Source organism: Billgrantia pellis, from assembly GCF_008297955.1.
Classification (GTDB): domain Bacteria; phylum Pseudomonadota; class Gammaproteobacteria; order Pseudomonadales; family Halomonadaceae; genus Halomonas; species Halomonas pellis.
The window spans coordinates 296,876-314,757 of sequence record NZ_VTPY01000004.1; the positions used below are offsets into that span (position 1 = coordinate 296,876).

The 17,882-nt window shown below is 63.1% G+C and carries 20 protein-coding genes; 13 read left to right on the plus strand and 7 right to left on the minus strand.

Going from position 1 to position 17,882, the window contains the following annotated elements; genetic code table 11:
- Positions 1 to 22: 22 nt before the first annotated feature.
- The 3 genes from F0A17_RS11640 to F0A17_RS11650 all read left to right on the plus strand — a co-directional run bounded on the left by F0A17_RS11640 (position 23) and on the right by F0A17_RS11650 (position 2,925).
- Positions 23 to 832 (plus strand): AraC family transcriptional regulator, encoded by an 810-nt coding sequence (locus tag F0A17_RS11640; RefSeq protein ID WP_228716893.1) that lies wholly within the window; start codon positions 23 to 25, stop codon positions 830 to 832.
- Between the two features lie 74 nt (positions 833 to 906).
- Positions 907 to 1,518 carry a LysE family translocator gene (locus F0A17_RS11645; protein WP_149328507.1) on the plus strand — a complete coding sequence of 204 codons (612 nt, stop codon included), beginning with the start codon at positions 907 to 909 and terminating at the stop codon, positions 1,516 to 1,518.
- Positions 1,519 to 1,608: 90 nt separating this feature from the next.
- Entirely contained in the window at positions 1,609 to 2,925 is a 1,317-nt protein-coding gene (locus tag F0A17_RS11650; RefSeq protein WP_149328508.1) for a glycerophosphodiester phosphodiesterase family protein, read from the plus strand.
- A gap of 77 nt (positions 2,926 to 3,002) precedes the next feature.
- Here F0A17_RS11650 and F0A17_RS11655 read toward each other — a convergent pair whose 3' ends face one another.
- Complete coding sequence (locus tag F0A17_RS11655) at positions 3,003 to 3,377, minus strand: nuclear transport factor 2 family protein (RefSeq protein ID WP_149328509.1); 375 nt, start codon at positions 3,375 to 3,377, stop codon at positions 3,003 to 3,005.
- Positions 3,378 to 3,616: 239 nt separating this feature from the next.
- Positions 3,617 to 4,009 carry an HIT family protein gene (locus F0A17_RS11660; protein ID WP_149328510.1) on the minus strand — a complete coding sequence of 131 codons (393 nt, stop codon included), beginning with the start codon at positions 4,007 to 4,009 and terminating at the stop codon, positions 3,617 to 3,619.
- 517 nt (positions 4,010 to 4,526) lie between these two features.
- Here F0A17_RS11660 and F0A17_RS11665 point away from each other — a divergent pair.
- Positions 4,527 to 5,411, plus strand: coding sequence for a diguanylate cyclase (locus F0A17_RS11665; protein ID WP_187774688.1), 885 nt, complete (start codon positions 4,527 to 4,529; stop codon positions 5,409 to 5,411).
- A 188-nt stretch (positions 5,412 to 5,599) separates the two neighbouring features.
- Positions 5,600 to 5,986, plus strand: coding sequence for a septal ring lytic transglycosylase RlpA family protein (locus tag F0A17_RS11670; protein WP_149328512.1), 387 nt, complete (start codon positions 5,600 to 5,602; stop codon positions 5,984 to 5,986).
- Positions 5,987 to 6,096: 110 nt separating this feature from the next.
- On the opposite strand, the gene F0A17_RS11675 is transcribed toward F0A17_RS11670, so the two are convergent.
- Complete coding sequence (locus tag F0A17_RS11675; RefSeq protein WP_149328513.1) at positions 6,097 to 6,444, minus strand: zinc ribbon domain-containing protein YjdM; 348 nt, start codon at positions 6,442 to 6,444, stop codon at positions 6,097 to 6,099.
- Between the two features lie 178 nt (positions 6,445 to 6,622).
- On the opposite strand from F0A17_RS11675, the gene F0A17_RS11680 reads away from it, so the two are divergent.
- A complete protein-coding gene (locus F0A17_RS11680; protein ID WP_149328514.1) occupies positions 6,623 to 6,934 on the plus strand; it encodes a hypothetical protein in 312 nt (103 codons plus the stop codon).
- A 25-nt stretch (positions 6,935 to 6,959) separates the two neighbouring features.
- Here F0A17_RS11680 and F0A17_RS11685 read toward each other — a convergent pair whose 3' ends face one another.
- A complete protein-coding gene (locus F0A17_RS11685) occupies positions 6,960 to 7,340 on the minus strand; it encodes a nuclear transport factor 2 family protein (protein WP_149328515.1) in 381 nt (126 codons plus the stop codon).
- 437 nt (positions 7,341 to 7,777) lie between these two features.
- Here F0A17_RS11685 and F0A17_RS11690 point away from each other — a divergent pair, with 437 nt between their 5' ends.
- Positions 7,778 to 8,185, plus strand: coding sequence for a hypothetical protein (locus F0A17_RS11690; protein WP_149328516.1), 408 nt, complete (start codon positions 7,778 to 7,780; stop codon positions 8,183 to 8,185).
- Positions 8,186 to 8,320: 135 nt separating this feature from the next.
- Here F0A17_RS11690 and F0A17_RS11695 read toward each other — a convergent pair whose 3' ends face one another.
- Positions 8,321 to 8,767 carry an SRPBCC family protein gene (locus tag F0A17_RS11695; protein ID WP_149328517.1) on the minus strand — a complete coding sequence of 149 codons (447 nt, stop codon included), beginning with the start codon at positions 8,765 to 8,767 and terminating at the stop codon, positions 8,321 to 8,323.
- Positions 8,768 to 9,180: 413 nt separating this feature from the next.
- Here F0A17_RS11695 and F0A17_RS11700 point away from each other — a divergent pair, with 413 nt between their 5' ends.
- From F0A17_RS11700 to F0A17_RS11720, 5 genes are all read left to right on the plus strand, one after another.
- Complete coding sequence (locus F0A17_RS11700; RefSeq protein ID WP_228716894.1) at positions 9,181 to 10,179, plus strand: GlxA family transcriptional regulator; 999 nt, start codon at positions 9,181 to 9,183, stop codon at positions 10,177 to 10,179.
- Positions 10,180 to 10,331: 152 nt separating this feature from the next.
- Entirely contained in the window at positions 10,332 to 11,315 is a 984-nt protein-coding gene (locus F0A17_RS11705) for a TRAP transporter substrate-binding protein (protein WP_149328518.1), read from the plus strand.
- A 58-nt stretch (positions 11,316 to 11,373) separates the two neighbouring features.
- Positions 11,374 to 11,871: a TRAP transporter small permease gene (locus F0A17_RS11710; RefSeq protein ID WP_149328519.1), complete on the plus strand. Its 498-nt coding sequence runs from the start codon at positions 11,374 to 11,376 to the stop codon at positions 11,869 to 11,871.
- On the plus strand, positions 11,868 to 13,148 hold the full coding sequence (locus F0A17_RS11715) for a TRAP transporter large permease (protein ID WP_149328520.1): 1,281 nt from the start codon (positions 11,868 to 11,870) through the stop codon (positions 13,146 to 13,148). The genes F0A17_RS11710 and F0A17_RS11715 overlap by 4 nt, the downstream gene beginning before the upstream one ends.
- Positions 13,149 to 13,197: 49 nt before the next feature.
- Entirely contained in the window at positions 13,198 to 14,214 is a 1,017-nt protein-coding gene (locus F0A17_RS11720) for a proline racemase family protein (RefSeq protein WP_149328521.1), read from the plus strand.
- 262 nt (positions 14,215 to 14,476) lie between these two features.
- On the opposite strand, the gene F0A17_RS11725 is transcribed toward F0A17_RS11720, so the two are convergent.
- Positions 14,477 to 15,457, minus strand: a complete 981-nt coding sequence (locus tag F0A17_RS11725; RefSeq protein WP_149328522.1) for an AraC family transcriptional regulator — start codon at positions 15,455 to 15,457, stop codon at positions 14,477 to 14,479.
- A gap of 160 nt (positions 15,458 to 15,617) precedes the next feature.
- On the opposite strand from F0A17_RS11725, the gene F0A17_RS11730 reads away from it, so the two are divergent.
- Positions 15,618 to 16,955, plus strand: coding sequence for a tetratricopeptide repeat protein (locus tag F0A17_RS11730; RefSeq protein ID WP_149328523.1), 1,338 nt, complete (start codon positions 15,618 to 15,620; stop codon positions 16,953 to 16,955).
- Positions 16,956 to 17,036: 81 nt separating this feature from the next.
- On the opposite strand, the gene F0A17_RS11735 is transcribed toward F0A17_RS11730, so the two are convergent.
- On the minus strand, positions 17,037 to 17,819 hold the full coding sequence (locus tag F0A17_RS11735; protein ID WP_149328524.1) for an RsiV family protein: 783 nt from the start codon (positions 17,817 to 17,819) through the stop codon (positions 17,037 to 17,039).
- Positions 17,820 to 17,882: the final 63 nt, after the last annotated feature.

Below are 17,882 nucleotides of genomic sequence, written 5' to 3' on the forward strand. Positions count from 1 at the left end.
TACCGATACCGCAGGAGGCATGATGGCAGCCGATCTTCATCGCGCGGTTCCCTACAGCACCGGCATTCCCGGTCTGGTCGCGATGAGCCTGACCTCGAACCGCGTCTTTCCCCGCCACTCCCATGATCAGTTCGGCATCGGCGTGATGGGCGCCGGCGGCCATCGCTCCTGGAGCAGTGCCGGTCGGGTGGATGCCCTGGCAGGCGACATCATCACGGTGAACCCCGGCGAGATACACGACGGCGCTCCGTTCGACGCCACCGGGCGCACCTGGCACATGCTCTACTTCGACCCTGGTCTGCTCCGTCGAATCGTGGACGCGCCGGCCGGCTCGGTCGAACTGACACGCCCTTCCCTTCACGATCCCCCGTTGGCCGAGCAGCTGATGCGGGTGTTCCGCCAAGTCGTCTCCGCGCCGAGCGATACCTTGGCGATGGAGGAGCACTGCTGTCGGTTGCTGAGCCAAGCAGTCGACCGCCATGCCTCGTGCCGACTCGACATGTCGGAAGCTTCCGGCAACATCGCCCGGGTACGTCAGCGCCTCGACGATGCCCCGCAGCAGGCCGCCACGCTGACCGAATTGGCCATTCTCGCCGGGGTGAGCCGTTACCAGCTGTTACGCGGTTTCGCCCGGACGCTGGGTATCACCCCCCACGCTTACTTGCTCCAGCGTCGAGTGCTCGAGGCCCGACGTTTGATCGCGGCCGGCCATTCGCTGAGCCAGGCGGCGCTCGAAGCCGGTTTCGCCGATCAGAGCCACATGACCCGGGCCTTCGTGCGCCAACTCGGCCTCACGCCCGGCCGCTATCGCCGGGCACTCCGCCACACCTGACGACTGCAATTTCGTTCAAGATTTCCCCGACCGCAGCGACGACGATGCCGGTATCGCCTTGCCGGAGTCTCGCCATGTCGATCGACTATTGGCTGACCGCGCTGCTGGTGGTCGCCTCTCCCGGCACGGGAGTGCTCTTCACCCTGGCCACGGGATTGTCGCGTGGCGTTCGCGCCAGCTGGCTGGCAGCGCTCGGCTGTACGCTGGGTATCGTGCCGCATACCGTCGCAGCCATCACCGGGCTCGCCTCGCTGCTGAGCGCCAGTGCGCTAGCGTTCCAGGTGCTCAAGGGGCTGGGCGTCGCCTACTTGCTCTACATCGCCTGGCGTACCCTGACCTCGGGCGACGCGCTGACGCCCGGTGTCGAAAGCGCTGCCCGCCCGGCTCGGCAACTGATCGCCGCCGGCATTCTGCTCAACCTGCTCAACCCGAAGCTCACACTTTTCTTCCTGGCCTTCCTGCCACAGTTCGTCGACCCGCGTGCCAGCGCTCCGCTCTGGCGGATGGTCGAACTCAGCCTCATTTTCATGCTGCTGACACTCATCGTCTTTATCGCCTATGGCGCTACGGCCGCCGTTTTGCGTCAGCAGATGTTGGCCCGCCCCCAGGCGCTCACCTGGCTGCGTCGCGGTTTCGCGGCCGGCTTTCTTGCGCTGGCGGCACGCCTGGCGCTGACGGAACCCTAGCCTGGCCGCTACCGCAGCGTCTGGCTACGCTCATAGACGGCTGCGGCTTGCCTGCGGCATACGACAACAAGGAAGGAAGCGAGACACGCCATGCATAGATCACTCTACCCCCCCGTCTGCCTGGGGCTGCTGCTTACCGGGGCGGCGATGGCACAAAGCGAACCCGAAAATCTCCCCGAATGGAACGATGCCATGATCGAAGCGGCGAAGAATGTCACGCTCGGCCCGCGTCCGCTCTTCCTGGTCAACGACATGAGCGAGGAGACCGAACGCGAGCGCGAGCTGAAGAACGAGCTGCTGGAGTGCGCCGCACGCCATACCGACTGGCAGCCCTCGACACTCTCCATCGCCCATCGCGGCGCCCCGCTGCAGTTCCCGGAGCATACCCTGGAAGGTTACCTGGCTGGGGCGCAAGGGGGGGCCGGCATCCTCGAATGCGACGTGACCTTCACCAGCGACAACGAACTGGTGTGTCGCCACTCCCAGTGCGACCTGCATACCACCACCAACATCGTCGAAACCGAACTGGCCGAGAAATGCAGCGTTCCGCCCCAGGTCGACCCGGACAGCGGCGAATTGACCAACGCTGCCGAGATACGCTGCTGTGCCAGCGATATCACCCTGGCCGAATTCCGCACTCTTCGCGGCACCATGGAGGGCGCCAATCCCGAAGCCCGCAGCATCGAGGCATACATGGCCGGCAATCCCGCCTGGCGCAGCGACCTGTATGCCTCGCGCGGCACCCTGATGAGCCATGCCGACAGCATCGCCCTGTTCCGGAAGCTGGGCGTCAAGATGACACCCGAACTCAAGGAGCCCGAGGTCGAGATGCCCTTCAACGGCATGAGCCAGGAAGACTACGCCCAGAAGCTCGTCGACGAGTACAAGGCCGCCGACGTTTCTCCAGGCGACGTCTACGCTCAGTCCTTCCGCCTGGGTGACGTGCGCTACTGGATCGAGCACGAGCCCGAATTCGGTGAGCAAGCGGTGTATCTCGACGACCGCTACGACGACGAAGGATTCGACCATACCGACCCCGACACCTGGTCGCCGAGCATGGAGGAGCTGGCCGAACAAGGCGTGAAGATCCTGGCTCCGCCGCTGTGGATGCTGCTGGAAGCCAACCCCGACTTCGGCGAGGGCGACAGCCGGATCGTGCCATCGGTCTATGCCGAACGCGCGCGCGAAGCGGGGTTGGAGTTGATTACCTGGACCTTGGAGCGCTCCGGCCCCTTGAGCGAGGGCGGGCAGTGGTATCACCAGACAACGGAAGAGACGATTCGTCGTGATGGCGACAAGCTGATCACACTCGATACGCTGGTCCGGGACGTCGGCGTCCTCGGTGTCTTCTCCGACTGGCCCGCTACCGTATCGTTCTATGCCAACTGCTTGGAGCGACAAGACTGATCGAAGGCGCCCTGACCGGCTCTGGTGCGGTCAGGGCGTCTTGCTTGCGCTCGAGCCTGGGCCTGTTCCGCCGCGCGCTACCAGGCAGCGCTGCGGGTATAGTGAAGCGAGAGTACCCGCCAGTGGCCATCAATCTTTCGCCACAGCTCGCTGTAAAAGAGGGGAGCACGTTGCTTGACGTCGCCGACGACCTGTCCCATGCCGTGGATCGATACCACATCGCCGAGCGGCACGAGCTTGAGGGTAATATCCTCGGCCCGGCTGCCACGTGCATACCAGCGATTCGCCCCGACGGCATCCGCCACGTAGCCGAGCTGGTCCATCTTTTCCTGCAATCCATGATCGTTGACGACGATGAAATCATCGCATTCGATCTGATCCATCAGGCCAACGTTGCCATCCAGGTAGGCGGCGTACCACTGCTGGCGCGTTTCAAGCAATCTCGTATGCACGTTTTGCCTTCTCCTGGCTCACCTTCCGCTCGTCACGGTCCGCCACGACCGCAGCAGGCTAACGAAAAATCCATACTAGATCAGCGACACCCGAGTGGTATCAGCGTTTGCCGCCCCGCCATGTAAGCCAGGACATACACGGTGAAGAGGCGCGTACGGCATCGTGAACAGGCACAGGAAGGCGCCTGTCCCCCATCGAGAAGGCGTGCCATCGGGCCGATCCGCCCGCCGGGCGCCGTTCAGACTAACGCTTCGCGAATGCGCGCGGCAGCCTGCGCCAAGGCATCCGGCTCGGCCTGGGGCAGCCCTTCGAGCCGAATGTCCTGCATCGCCTCGATCGGCACCAGGTGCAGATGTACGTGAGGAACTTCCAGGCCGACGATCATGATGCCCACTCGCTCACAGGGAAAGGCCCGCTTCAACGCCTTGGCCAGTTTCTGTGAAACCGACATCAGGTGAGCGCTCAGGGCGGCGGGCAGGTCGTCCCAGTGATCGATCTCCTCGCGCGGGATCACCAGCAGGTGTCCCGGCTTCATCGGATTGAGGGTCATGATCGCCACGCACCGGTCATCCTCCCATACGAAGTGTCCCGGCAGTTCGCCCTGCATGATACGCGTGAAGATGCTGGCCATATCGCTTTCTCCGTGTCGTCGTTCAATGTCGTAGGCTCAAGATGCCACAGGCAACGCTGGCCGCCTATCACCCGTGCAATGCCGCCCGATGCCGACACTGCCGCCGCCAGGCGTCGCCAAAAGGCTACGTACAACTTGCTGAATAAAAAGAATTAATCCAAACCGCTCAATATGTGTCTCCAAATGGCAACGTTTCGGCATGCTGATTCACACCTCGTGGCGACTCTCTTTGCCTCAATCCTCCCATAACCAAAAACATCTTATTGTTACGACAGGGAAAACAAGTTTCTGGCATCCTTATCGCTTAGAGAATGGCAGTAGCGAGGTAAGACATTCTCCGTCACGGCCTGGCCGCAGTGTCGATTTGCGTGCGATCTGCAGCAAGATCCTTTTAGTTCCCTGCGTACTTAGGCCGCTTTGCGGCCTCTTTTTTTGGCTGGCGCGCTCATGGAATCGTAGCGCGGCGATACATCAGCCAGATGAGGAACGGATTCAGCAACGAGGCAACGACATGCGTATGAAATCCAAGTCCATGCGGTACACCAACCCCGGCCTTGCCGGCCTTGCCCTTGCTGTCGCACTGGCCTTGGACGCTGCCCTTTCGCTCGGCGGCATGGTTCCCGCCAAGGCGGCCCTGTTCCCCACGGCTTCGGCCCTTTTCTCGTCGTTTTTACCCAAACTGTTGCATACCGGTGCGATAGTCGCCTTCATCAGCGGCATCATATTGGCCGTGGTGCTGATCCTGCTTCCCATGCGGCAAGCCTACCGTGCCCGCGAAGCGCGTCTGCTGCGTGAACGCAAACGCCTGGAAGAACGCAGCAAGGCGCTGCAGCAACAGGCGGCCAGCGACGGCCTGCTCGGCATCGCCAATCGTCGCGAGTTCGAGCGCGTGCTGGATCTGGAGTGGCGTCGGGCCGCCCGGGAGCGTCAGCCGCTGAGTCTGGTGCTGATCGACATCGACTGTTTCAAAGTCTTCAACGATACCTACGGCCATCTGGAAGGCGACACCTGTCTGTGCCAGGTGGCCAACGTGCTGCGGGAAGCGGCCGCCCGCCCGGGTGACCTGGTCGCCCGCTACGGTGGCGAGGAGATGGTCATCCTGATGCCTCGTACCGACTTGGACGGCGCTACACGCATGGCCCAGCGCGTGCATGAGATGCTGGCCGAGCGAGCTCTTCCCTTCACCGCCTCGCCCATCACGGAACGCGTCACCGTCAGCATCGGGGTCTCCTCGCTTCTTCCCAAGCGTCACATCGATGCGCATACCCTGGTGCATCAGGCCGATGAAGGGCTCTATGCCGCCAAGGAGAACGGTCGCAATCAAACCGTCGCCGTTCCGCGTCTGCGACTGATCGCCTCGGGGCCGGCAAGCTCACTACCGCAACAGGCAAGCGGCGCCTGAGCGGGCAATGTCTTCGTTCGACGCAGAGAAACATAGCCAATCCGCGCCCATCTCAGGCGAACGAGCGTCAATTTGCGTCGACTTGCGGGTTGTCGCCATGTCCTTGTGCGGTTACTATCCGGGCAGCTCACCCAGCACCTCATCGATGGAAGCGATAACCGCCACACGATAGCCCTGAGGTAATCGATATGGGAGCACGACCCAGCCCGATCCGGGCCCTTTGCCTGGCAGGGATACTGGCGTTCGCGACAGCCGGCCACATCCAGGCCCATGAAACGTCCCCTGAGGTTCAGGAAGGCTTGGCGTCCTACTATAGTGACAGCCTGCAAGGTTCTCCCACCGCCAGTGGCGAACCCTTCGATCAGCAGGCCCTGACCGCCGCGCACCCCAGCCTTCCCCTCGGCACCAAGGTGCTCGTCACGCGTCCCGACACGGGACAGGAAGTGGAAGTGCTGATCAACGATCGCGGTCCTTTCGTGCAGGGGCGCATCATCGATCTTTCCAAGCGCGCAGCACGAGAGCTCGGCATGCTCAGCCGCGGCATCGCCCCGGTCCAGATTACTGCCATACAATAACGCGGCACCGCCGAAGCATGAACGGTTCAGCGGGCCGCAACGGCTAAGTCACGGCAGGAAAACCTACCGGAGCGATCGGCGTGGCCCGTCGGGTGACGGTACGCCTCGAATCACACCTTCTTGACGAATTCGGACTTGAGCTTCATTGGCCCGAAGCCATCGATCTTGCAGTCGATATCGTGATCGCCTCCCACCAAGCGAATGTTCTTCACCTTGGTCCCCACCTTGACCACGGAGGAGGATCCCTTGACTTTGAGATCCTTGATCACGGTAACGCTATCGCCATCCCGCAACGCGTTGCCGTTGGCATCGTGAACCGGCTTCTCGCCCCCTTCATCGTCGGTACTCGCCGCCTCCCCCTGTCCCCATTCATGCCCGCATTCGGGGCAGACGTACATGGCGGCATCTTCATAGGTATACACGGAGCCGCATTCGGGACAATTCGGCAATTCGCTCATCGTCATTCGCCCTGGACGGAAAGCGGGCATCATGCCAGATGGGTAGGGCGATAGCCATCGACCTACCCAGCTCACGATTCTCCAGGCTTCAGTTCGACCGCCGTGGGCCGATATAGGGTAGTGAGAGCCGCATGGGTTGGCGAAGGCTCCTTCCGATAGGCAGCGTGGAGAGCGCAGGATGAATCTTCTGGACACGCCGGGCGTTACGCCGAACTCACTGGCAACCTCGCCCGGCACGACGACTGACGAAGCGCCTTATCGTCGGTTGGCACGCGCCAAGCTCAGGCTCGATCGCCTGGAGCGCGACGCCACGACGAAGGACCTGAGCGCGCTGACAGCGGCTCGGGTGGAATTCGCCCTCGCGGCACGTGATCTGGCCGATACGCTCGTCGCCCTGGGTCTGGGCTCGGAGAATGCCGACGGCAGCATGAGCGATGCAGCCAAGGGCCTGGCCACCCTGCCTCCGGCGCCGTGGGAAACGAGGCGCTGAACGAACCGGGACGCCCCACCCGGCGTTAACTGATATCGATAATGCGCCGGATCAAGCCCTCCTGAAAGGTAAATTCCGAGCGTCCTTCGAACTCGACCGTCTCGCCCTGGCGCGGCCCATCGGGCATGTCGAACTCCAACACACCGCAAAAACGGACATCCACCGACGCGGGGGTTTGGTCCAGGTCGTAGCGAAGCACGCGTAATTGCCGCGACGAGAAAAGACGCTTGGCATGCTCGGCCAGATGGCGGAACTGCGTCTGGCCCCTGACATGGGCATTGCGCTCTCCGCGCCTGACGCTACTGAACTCGACATCGTCGTGAAGGGGAGCGAGCATGCCTTCGATATCGAAGGCGTTATAGGCGTTCACGTATTGATCGATGAGGGCACGCTGGTCCCGGACCATGGCATCGCTCTCCCTGTCGTATCGTTCTCTCTGCTCCTCGCTCAAGCCGACGCACCGTTCCGCTGAAGCGGCAAAACGCACGCTCGGCGCAAGAATAGGATAGCGTAGTCCAAAGCCAGCCGACCCATGGGGATAACGTGAGCGCCAGGATGCATACCGGCGGGAGCAGCTCGAAGCGATGAAGCGCTGAGAAATGAAAATGCCATCACCGAAGTTTCTTTCGACGGACTATGCTTTCAGAGACCGCCACCTCCGGATCTCACCCACGCCGTGGAACATCCTCACGGCTGACGCCGTGAGCCGGGAGGTGAGCCCGGGGAGCGGGCGGGGGCGACCGTGGCGTTCGACCATCGATGCCACGGCCATCCAAGGAGCGGAGCGGCCACCACGGGTATGAGCCGCCCGCATTCAGGACATGAAGTCCAAGGAGTATTGCCATGTTGTCGCGCGACGCACTCAAGCGAATCGGCGTGCTGGGAGTCACGATGGGTCTGGTTGCCAGTCCCCTCGCCTGGTCGGCCGGTAACGACAAGGAAGCGGATGCCACCGGTGAGCAAGGCGGCACTTCCACCATGACGGAGGGCGCTTCCGGGTCTGCAGGCTCTTCCGGTTCGGCTGGAGCCGGGTCGGCTGGAACGAATACCGACCAGGGGACCGAGTGGGAAGAGGAAAATGGAGACGGGATGGAGTCGGAAAACACCGGTGGCGGCTCCGGCGAGGTGAGCAACGACCCCACTGAAGCGGGCGCCCCAGGCGTTGAGGGAGGACAAGGGACTCAGGGAGGCGAGGAACCCGAACCGAGCGGTAACGACAATCCTCAGGGTACCGGAGAGGGTGAGACCTGATAGGAAAGTGAAACTGAGCAGTTTCGACGGGCCCGGCGATGCCGGGCCTTGTCGTGTTCGGCATCCATGCATGCCGACGAAGCGCCGAAAATTGCGCAGTAACGCACACTGCACCTGCCGGTCGGCGCGTGCTTGTCATTCGTCGGGGATGTCCGCCTCGACCAGCCGCTTCAGCAGCTCGAGCGATTCCTGCCAGCCGAGATAGCAGGCCTCGGGCGGAATGAGATCGGGCACCCCTTCCTGCACGATCCGCAGCTCGGTCCCCACGCTGACGTTCTCGAAGGTAATGGTTACTTCCATTTCACCGGTCAGTTCCGGTGCATCGAAGCGATCGACATAGCGAAGCCGTTCGGCCTCCACCACCTCGAGGTACTCCCCGCCGAAGGCATGACGCTGGCCCGTGGAGAAGTTGGTGAACGACATGCGATAGCCGCCACCCTCGCGCGGCTCCATCTTCTCGATCTGGGCGGTGAAACCATTGGGCGGCATCCACTTGACCAGGGCATCCGGGTCGATGAATGCACGATAGACCCGCTCGCATGGGGCGCGCATGACACGATGCAGACGAATGGTGCTGGGCATGTTCGGTCTCCTTGAAGCGACTGATACCGGAATTGGCGTTATGTCATCGAATGGCCGGACGCCAATTCGACAGCTCATGGCGAACCCGCCCTCCATGGCATACCGCCGCGTTCGTGGACTGTCCTTCAGCGACACCGATTCACTCCCCGCCTTTTCGGAGACGAGCACGCCTGAGCGCCCCGGCCGCTACCGCCCGTTGGCCACGTAGCGGTGCAGATCCAGTGCGTTGCGAGACGCATCGGCCTCCTGATCGCAGTCGCTCCATCGCTGAAGCGGCGCCTTCGTGTGGCAGCGTCCTGCGCTGACAGAGCAAACCGCAACAACGTTGGCTTGACACAGCGTGAGACACGTCCGCTCGAAGCCTGGACGCCTTGAGGGCATACTGGCGAAACGTTCCAGCGAGCTGAGTTCCCATGCCGCAAGCCAAGACACCTCCATTGCGGGTCGGCTTCATCCTGCTGCCCCTGTTCACCCTGAATGCTTTTGCCGGCTTCATCGACTCGCTACGCCTGGCCGCCGACAAGGGTGGTCGGAGCCGGCAGATTCACTGCAGTTGGCAGATCATGGGACCCGGGACGGTGACGTCCAGCTGTGGCCTGGAGGTCACTCCGCAGACCCCTTATCGCGATCCGAGCCACTTCACCCATATTGCCGTATGCGGTGGCAACAACTATCTCGATCCGCATGAGGACAAAGGGCTCAGCGACTATCTGAAGGAGGCCTGCAGGCAGGGCGTCAAGCTGGTCGGGGTCTGTACCGGTACCTTCGCTATCGCACGCGCCGGACTGCTCAAGGGCCAGCGGGTGTGCGTTCACTGGAACGTCATCAACGACTTCCGCCGCCAATTTCCCCGAATCGACGCCACGCCCGACCGACTGTTTCTCGAATCCGTGCACGTCATTACCTGTGCCGGCTCATCGGGGTCCACCGACATGGCGCTACATCTGATACGTCGCGAATGCGGGCCGGACAAGGCCCAGCAGGCCATCCGCCATATGATTCTCAATGGGATGCGAACTTCCAACTCACCGCAGACCCACTTCTTCGAGGCCATTCAGGACATACGCGACGAGCGGGTCAGAGTCGCCGTGTTGACCATGGAGCAATCGCTCAACACACGCTTGGACAGCCAGGCCCTGGCCGAGCGTATCAACCTCAGCCCACGCCAGCTCGACAGGCTATTTCAACTGGAAATGGGCACCACGCCCATGCGCTACTTCAAGACCATGCGCCTGCGCTACGCCGAATGGCTGCTGCAACATACCGACAGCTCAATCGCCGAGATCGCCGCCGAGTGCGGTTTCTCAGATGCCTCCCACCTCGCGCGCGATTTTCAGGCCCACTACACCTGCAGCCCCAGTCAGTCGCGTCGCAAGGGGCTACGAAGCCAGACGCGTGCCCAGGCCTCCTGAGCACATCGGCCCGCGCCGCGCATGTCCAATACATCCCCTTTCTTGTCTGTTTTTTTCTATAAGCCGCTATCGCACCGCCCTACCCTAGAGGCACGTGTTCGTTCACCCAGTGACACGACTCCCCTCTGAACAACAAGCTTTGGAGCGTCACCATGAAGTGCAAACTCCCGCGCCTCCTGACCGCCGTGGCAGTGAGCCTCGGCATTGTCGGTTCCGCAACGGCCGCCGAGCTGGAACTGCGCGCCGCCACGATCGGCAGCCAGCAGGGTATACAAATGGCCGGCCTCAATGCGCTTGCCAGCCACATGGCCGAGGCCACCGAAGAAAGCGTCGAAGTCAGGCTGTTCCACTCCGGTGCCCTGGGCGACCAAGTCAGCAACATCGAATCCCTGGATACCCGCACACTCGACATCGTGACCATCGAAACGCCAATCACCACGATCGACGAGGACATGGGCATCCTTTCGCTGCCCTACCTATTTCGAAATCGCGACCATGTCGCCAGCGTGCTCGGCGGCGAAATCGGCGATGTTCTGAAACAGCGCCTCCAAGAGGAGGGCTATCGGGTTATCGGCTTCTACGAGGGCGGCTTTCGCCACATCACCAACAACCGCCGCGCGATCGAAACGCCGGACGACCTGAGCGGCCTGCGTATCCGCACTCCGGGTAGCCGACAGCGAGTGGAGATGTTCAACGCTTACGGCGCCAACGCCTCGCCGCTTCCCTACCCGGAACTCTACTCAGCGTTGCAGACCGGTGTCTTCGACGGCCAGGAAAACCCGCTGGTCGAGGTCGAGGCCAGTCGCTTCTACGAAGTGCAGGACTATCTCTCGCTTTCGGGCCACGTCTATACCGTGGGCTTCCTGTTGATGAACGAAGCGCGCTTTCAGGACCTTCCCGACGAAGTTCAGCAAGCGCTGCTGGAAGGGGGGCGGAAGGCCTTCGACGCCACCGCCGACTTCGGCGAGCGTGCCGACCAAAACGTTATCGACCTAGTCCAGCAGAACGGCATGCAAGTCAACGAGGTCGACCTCGACGCCTTCATCGAAGCGTCCCAGCCGCTGTGGGAACGCTTTACCCAGGACATGTCGGACGAAGCGCGCGAGCTGGTGCAGCGCATCGCCGAGCATCCCTGAGCTTCATCGCATCAGCACGGCGGGCCGCCCGGCCCGCCACTTCCTGCAGGAGCCTCCCATGCTTGATCGTTTTTTCGAAGCGGTCGCGGCACTGCTGTTGTCTGCCATCACCCTGCTCGCCCTGACTGCCGTCATTGCGCGCTACCTACTCAATGCCTCGCTATCCTGGAGCGCCGAAGTGCTGGTGGGCCTGCTGGTCTACGTGACCTTCTTTTGCGGTTACCTGGCGCTGCGCAAGGGGGCGCATCTGCGTATCGACGTGGTAGCCGCCTGCCTGCCCGCCCGCGGCCAATGGGTATTGTTCTTCCTCAACCAGGCGCTCATCGGCGTGGTCTGCGTGGTCATGGTGGTGTGGGGCCTGGAACAAACTCTGACCTTTTCCCACCGCACCACCCTGATGCTGGGGGCTCCCCAGTGGCTGTTCTACGCCGCCGTGCCCATCTCCGGCGTGGGCATGCTGCTGGAGCTGATTCGCCAGTGCATCACCGTCGGCAAGGCCAAGGTGCCGCCTTACGAAGCCACCCGACAAGCCGCGCTGGAGGAGGGTACCTCATGATTCTGCTGGCCATCCTTCTCGCCCTGCTGGCCCTGATCGGCCTGGCCATGCCTATCGCCTTCGCGCTGACCCTGGTCTCGATTGCCGTCCTGGCCTTCTCCGGTGTCGACATGCTGGTTCTGGTGCAGCGCCTCTACCGTGGCACCGAGTCATTTCCGCTGCTGGCGGTACCGCTATTCATCCTGGCCGGACAGATCATGAATCACAGCGGCATCTCAGCGCGCCTGATCGATCTGGCACGCGCCCTGGTCGGTGCCATTCGCGGCGGCCTGGCCGCGGTGAACATTCTGACTTCGATGTTCTTCGCCGGCATGAGCGGCACGTCGATGTCCGATACCGCGGCCGTGGGCGGCGTGATGATTCCACAAATGATCAAACGCGGTTACTCGGCCCCCTTCACTGCCGCAGTAACGGCGTCGTCCTCTACCATCGGCATCATCATTCCGCCCAGTGTGCCCATGGTCCTGCTCAGCGCCTATATGGGCCTTTCGACCGGCGCGCTGTTCGCCGCCGGCCTGATCGCAGGCGCGCTCACCGCCCTCGGCCTGATTCTGATGGCTTGGTGGATCTCGGTGAAACGACAGTATCCCATCGAGTCCGCCTTCTCCCTGAGCGAGCTGGGTCGCACCTTCATCGGCGCCCTGCCGGCCCTGATGATGCCGATCATCATATTGGGCGGCATCCTGGGGGGCGTCTTCACGCCCACCGAAGCCTCCGCGGTAGCGGTCGCCTATGGCGTACTGGCCGGCATGCTGCTTTACCGCTCGCTTTCGCTTCGCGCCCTCTATCGCGCGCTGGTGGAGAGCGCCGTGCTCACCGGAGCGGTGATGTTCGTGACCGCCGCGGCGCACACCCTGGGCTATACCTTCACCTACCAGAGCCTGGGCCAGTTGATTCTTGGCCCCATCGCAGCCCTCGACATGGGTCCGCTCGGCTTCTTGCTCATCCTGAGCTTGGTACTGATCATTGCCGGCACGTTCCTCGATGGCATCGCCATGATGTTCATCGTGGTGCCGCTTTTCCTGCCCAGCGTGCAGCTGCTCGGCATCGACCCGCTGCAGTTCGCCATGGTGGTGATCCTGTGCTGGGGCATCGGCCAGCAGACACCGCCCGTCGGCGCCGCGCTGTTCATTACCAGCGTGATCTCCAAGGTCGATGTGATTCGTATCACCTACGCCAACTTGCCCTTCATCGCCGTGATGCTGTTCGTGCTGCTCGCCGTGATCGTCTGGCCGGAAGGCATTGTCATGAGCGTACCCCGCTGGCTCGGTCTCTAGCCGCGCGCCGCGTACCCAACCCCTCAACGCCATAGCCACAGGAAGTCCAATGAACAACCAGCAATTTCTCGATGTGATCTACACCCATACCGAAGGCGAGCCGACCTGCATCGTGCATGGCGGCATTCCTTACCCCTTCGGCGGCGACATCCTCGACAAGCGCCGTTACCTTCAGCAGCACCACGACCATATACGCACCAGCCTGATGCGCGAGCCGCGCGGCCACCAGCATATGTTCGGCGTGTTCCTCACCCCGCCCTCCGACGCCGACCACGACGCCGGTATGCTGTGGATCGATGGGGAGCAGTTCGTCGACATGTGCGGCCACGGCACCATTGCGCTCTCCATGGCCATGGTGGCCCACCGCCTGGCGCCGCCGGCCCAGGAAGACGGTCTCTCCCGCATCCGCTTCGAAACCACCGCCGGCACCGTGGTCTCCGAGGTGAAAGCCGACGCCGACAAGGTGCACTGGACACGCTTTGAGAACGTGCCTGCCTTCGTCATGGAGCAGGACATTCCCGTGAACGTCCCCGGTCTAGGCATCCTCAGCGCCGACCTGGTGTTTGGGGGCAACTTCTTCGCCATCATCCGGGTGCCCGCCGACAAGCAGCCGATCTGCCCCGACAATGGCAGCTTCTTCTCTCATGCCGGCCAGGCCGTGAAGGCCGAGCTCAACGCCCGGATGGAGATTCGACATCCAACCCACCCGCACATCAACGGCCTGAACTTCGTCACCTTCTGGCACGAAGGCTCCCAGCCGGATTCGCTCTATCGCAACGTTCACGTATTCTCCGATGGGAAGCTCGACCGTTCCCCCGGCGGCACCGGCACCAGCGCCATGATGGCCATGTTCCATGCTCGCAACGAGCTGGAAGTGGGCCGCCCCATCCATTCCGAGGGCCTGCTCGGCAGCGGCCGCTTTACCGGAGAGATCCTTGGCGAAACGGAGATTGGCGGCTACCGGGCCATCCGTCCCAGCGTTCAGGGCACCGCCGAGCTGATCGGCTACGCCAAGTGGCTGATCGATGAACGTGATCCGGTAGGCCGCGGTTTCGTCATTCGTTAATCTCGCTTTTACCCTTCGATTGACTTTCCCGAATCGACGCCACGTGGTCAGTGGCGTCGACATATCGGCGCGCAGCCTGCCGACGATATCTCTTCTTTGCGAGTCATCGGAGTCTCATGCTACCAGCGAGACCCAACCTGCCAATCCGAAACGTCCCGTGCCGCCCCCAGAACTGCGCGTCATTTCGGGGTCACGCAGCGCCGACCATGGCGTCTCCAGCGTGGTATCGGTATGAATCACAAAGTCGCAACTCGGTTTCCTTTCATCGAGTACCTGGATCCGCTGGCGCGCGCAATTGCCCACGCCGCCAAGTTGCCGGCGGCGCGCCGAAGACACGCTTGAACGCCTTGGTAAACGACGCCTCCGATTCGTATCCGGCGTCCTGGGCAATCAGCGCGATCGACGCCGTCGTTTCCCGCAGGCGACGTGCCGCCGTTCGCATGCGCAACCCGGCCAGGTAGCGCATCGGCGGCTGGCCCACCAGCTCGGTAAAATGCTCGGCCAATGCGGAACGGGAGAGCCCCACCTCCCGAGCCAGCGCTTCCGTCGTCCAGTGATACGCGGGCCGATCATGCATCAAGCCCAGGGCGCGACTCACGAATGGATTGCGCAAACCGCCAACCCAGGCACGCTCCTCCGGCGGCAGACTGGCAAGATAGCGCTGTACCGCTTCGATGAAGAGCAATTCGGCCAGTCGAGAGAGTTGTGCGGGAGAGCGCATCTTACCCGCGGCGAGCTCGCTGGCGGCCAGGCGAAAGGAGCTTTCGATCCACGGCCCGGCCACCCCCTGCGCTACATCCAGTGTCATCACGCTTGGCAGCATGCCGACCAGAGGATCGGTTGTCGTCTCGCTGAGCAGAAAGCCGCACCAAACCCGCGCCGCTTCTCCGCCGCCACCATGGACGATTCGGGCAATCCCGCTCTCGACGCTCGTTTGCATTAGCCGGTCGGCATTGACGGGCGGACACTCCGTGTCACTGCCAAGCACGTGCGGGTCGTTACGCGGCAATACCACGAGGTGTCCCGCCAAGACCTCCATCGGGCTTGCCTCGCCCACTCGCAGCAACAGCCGGCCGGCACTGACGTAATGATAGGCAATGATTCCCTTGGTCAGCGGCGTGAAGGGTTGGCAGTCCTCCGGTGCGACCTGAGCGGACACGCACCAGGGCGCAGTGAATTTCGCATCGAGGAAGATGCCGCCGGTCAGACGCAGCGTGCGCAGCACATCGAGAGATGCCTCCATCGACCAACGCTCCGTGATGGCGGCGGCTCGGACAAGAACCCCGGCGTCTCGCCCATTATCCCCCACCGCACCTCCGAGTAGTTTAGCAGCGTGGCGCGGAGCGAGGCCTTTACCCTCCCTGCGCCCGACGAACCATCACAATCGATCCGGAGCCATCCCCATGCTGACCGACCGCCAAGGAAACATTCTGACCGGCGCCACCGCCGAAACGGCGGAGCTTTATACCCGCTCTGCCGAAGCTTTCGGCCTCTACCGTGGCAACCCCCTAGCGCTGCTGGACCAGGCGCTCACGATCGCGCCTGAATTCTCCATGGCCCGCATCTTCCGGGCCTATCTATTCGTTCTTTCCACCGAGCCCGAAGCCACGGCCGCGGCCAGAGCCGATGTGGCCGACCTGAAAGCGACTCGACTGAACGATCGAGAAGCGTCGCATGTCGCCGTGCTCGACCAACTCTCGAGGGGGGAGTGGACCGCCGCCGCATGCGCCCTGGACCGCCACAACCTACGCTATCCGCACGACTTCCTGGCGCTGCAGGCCGGCCACCTGACGGACTTCTACCGCGCCAACGCCCGCGACCTGCGTGACCGCATCGCCCGCGTTCTGCCTCAGTGGAGCTCCGATATGCCGGGTCATTCCGTCCTGCTCGGAATGTACGCTTTCGGACTCGAGGAGACCGGTGCCTACGCCCGCGCCGAGGAGGCCGGCCGCCAGGCGCTGGACGGGGAGCCGCTCGATTGCTGGGCGCACCATGCCGTGGCCCACGTCATGGAGATGCAGGGCCGCGCCGAGGATGGCATCGGCTGGATGATGGCCCGCGAACCCTACTGGGCCGGCGACGACAACCTGTTCAAGGTTCACAACTGGTGGCATCGCGCGCTCTGCCATCTCGACCTGGAACAGCCCGGCGAAGCGCTGGCCCTCTACGACGGTCCCATTCGACAGGAGCGCAGCGTGATGGCACTGGACATGGTCGACGCCTCGGCCCTGCTCTGGCGCCTGCACCTGACCGGCCACGACCCGGGCAACCGCTGGCAGGAGTTGGCCGACACCTGGGAGACGCACGCCGACGGCAAGCTCTACCCCTTCAACGACTGGCACGCGGTGATGGCTTATCTCGGCGCCGGGCGGGACGAACAGGTGAACAGGTTGCTGGCCGCGCTACGCAATGCGGGAGGCGATGGGGAAACCGCCAGTTGGACACGGCGCATTGGCCTACCGCTGATCGAAGGCTTCATCGCCTTCTGGCACGGCGATTACGCTACCGCGGTGGAACGCCTGCATCCGGCACGATACATCGCCAACGCCTTCGGCGGCAGCCACGCCCAGCGTGACATCATCGACTGGACCCTGACCGAAGCCGCCCTACGCGGTGGTTACCGCGACGTGGCCGAGGGACTTTCGCACGAGCGCCTGGCCGCGAAACCCCACAGCCCGCTGAACCGCGCATTCCTGCGTCGTGCCCGCACCCCTGCGGTCGACGCGAAGCAGGTCGCCTGATGCAAGAACGCCGGACGCCCCGCTGACATGCGGCGGCATCCGGCGCCTCGCCCTCCTCAACCGCCTTGGCATGCGTGACCGTCAATCCGAGGTCAGGCCGAGATAGCGGGGTTCGGCGATCCCCAGCAGTTCGTCGTTGGGAATGTGCAGTTCCGGCTGGCCGAAGGCATAGGGCGCAATTTCGTAGACCTCGTACCGCACCGTCCATCCCATTTCGAGCGGCGCGACATTGCGGCTCTCGCTCAACGGCCAGTTGGCTCGGAAATCCTCGTTGGCGTCGACCTGCTCCAGCCAGCGCTGGTGGGCACGCGCCAGCGCCGCGCGAAACGCCTCCTCCCGGCCTTCGATGAGCATCTCCTCGAGCGTCACGACGCGCCCCAGGCGCTCGTCGATGACCATGAACTCGGTCGACGGCATACCGTGGGCTTGCCCGGCGTGGTAGATATAGCTATCGAGTTCGACGATCAACAGGTCGTCGTGCTGGGCGTAGACCTTCGCCTCGAGCGACGCCTGGCCGGCGGAGTGCGGGGGCCCGAACTGACGAGCGTCCTTGGCCTGGGCAAAGAACGCCTGCGCAAACGCCTCCCAGGAATCGGCCAACGGCTCATCGCTCCCATCGGTGATGCCCGTGCTCATGGCCAGCAGCGTTTGCCGCAGCTGTTCGCTCAGGGCCGGTGCGTGGGGAAAGCGCAACGCGTTCACCACCACCTCGGCGCAGCGATCGGGGGGACAGCCGGACTCCACGAACTTCGCCTCGACCACTTCGGGGACGAGCCTCGTGGCAGTGTTTGACGTTTCCTCGGTTTGACAACCCGCCAGCGCGAGCAGGCTCACGACGAGAATGAGGGTGTGCCGATACGACATGTTGCCTCCTCGACGCACTCGGTGCGCCTCCAGCCGACGCACGATGAACTAGCGACCCGAAGC

Bases quoted from the DNA above. Each gene is read 5' to 3' on its own strand.
- F0A17_RS11645 (WP_149328507.1), top strand. From the start codon at position 907: ATGTCGATCGACTATTGGCTGACCGCGCTGCTGGTGGTCGCCTCTCCC.
- F0A17_RS11695 (WP_149328517.1), bottom strand. From the start codon at position 8,767: ATGCCCAGCACCATTCGTCTGCATCGTGTCATGCGCGCCCCATGCGAG.
- F0A17_RS11725 (WP_149328522.1), bottom strand. From the start codon at position 15,457: ATGGAGGCATCTCTCGATGTGCTGCGCACGCTGCGTCTGACCGGCGGC.
- F0A17_RS11730 (WP_149328523.1), top strand. From the start codon at position 15,618: ATGCTGACCGACCGCCAAGGAAACATTCTGACCGGCGCCACCGCCGAA.
- F0A17_RS11640 (WP_228716893.1), top strand. From the start codon at position 23: ATGGCAGCCGATCTTCATCGCGCGGTTCCCTACAGCACCGGCATTCCC.
- F0A17_RS11700 (WP_228716894.1), top strand. From the start codon at position 9,181: ATGCCGCAAGCCAAGACACCTCCATTGCGGGTCGGCTTCATCCTGCTG.
- F0A17_RS11660 (WP_149328510.1), bottom strand. From the start codon at position 4,009: ATGGCCAGCATCTTCACGCGTATCATGCAGGGCGAACTGCCGGGACAC.
- F0A17_RS11650 (WP_149328508.1), top strand. From the start codon at position 1,609: ATGCATAGATCACTCTACCCCCCCGTCTGCCTGGGGCTGCTGCTTACC.
- F0A17_RS11705 (WP_149328518.1), top strand. From the start codon at position 10,332: ATGAAGTGCAAACTCCCGCGCCTCCTGACCGCCGTGGCAGTGAGCCTC.
- F0A17_RS11685 (WP_149328515.1), bottom strand. From the start codon at position 7,340: ATGGTCCGGGACCAGCGTGCCCTCATCGATCAATACGTGAACGCCTAT.
- F0A17_RS11690 (WP_149328516.1), top strand. From the start codon at position 7,778: ATGTTGTCGCGCGACGCACTCAAGCGAATCGGCGTGCTGGGAGTCACG.
- F0A17_RS11710 (WP_149328519.1), top strand. From the start codon at position 11,374: ATGCTTGATCGTTTTTTCGAAGCGGTCGCGGCACTGCTGTTGTCTGCC.
- F0A17_RS11675 (WP_149328513.1), bottom strand. From the start codon at position 6,444: ATGAGCGAATTGCCGAATTGTCCCGAATGCGGCTCCGTGTATACCTAT.
- F0A17_RS11680 (WP_149328514.1), top strand. From the start codon at position 6,623: ATGAATCTTCTGGACACGCCGGGCGTTACGCCGAACTCACTGGCAACC.
- F0A17_RS11670 (WP_149328512.1), top strand. From the start codon at position 5,600: ATGGGAGCACGACCCAGCCCGATCCGGGCCCTTTGCCTGGCAGGGATA.
- F0A17_RS11665 (WP_187774688.1), top strand. From the start codon at position 4,527: ATGAAATCCAAGTCCATGCGGTACACCAACCCCGGCCTTGCCGGCCTT.
- F0A17_RS11735 (WP_149328524.1), bottom strand. From the start codon at position 17,819: ATGTCGTATCGGCACACCCTCATTCTCGTCGTGAGCCTGCTCGCGCTG.
- F0A17_RS11715 (WP_149328520.1), top strand. From the start codon at position 11,868: ATGATTCTGCTGGCCATCCTTCTCGCCCTGCTGGCCCTGATCGGCCTG.
- F0A17_RS11720 (WP_149328521.1), top strand. From the start codon at position 13,198: ATGAACAACCAGCAATTTCTCGATGTGATCTACACCCATACCGAAGGC.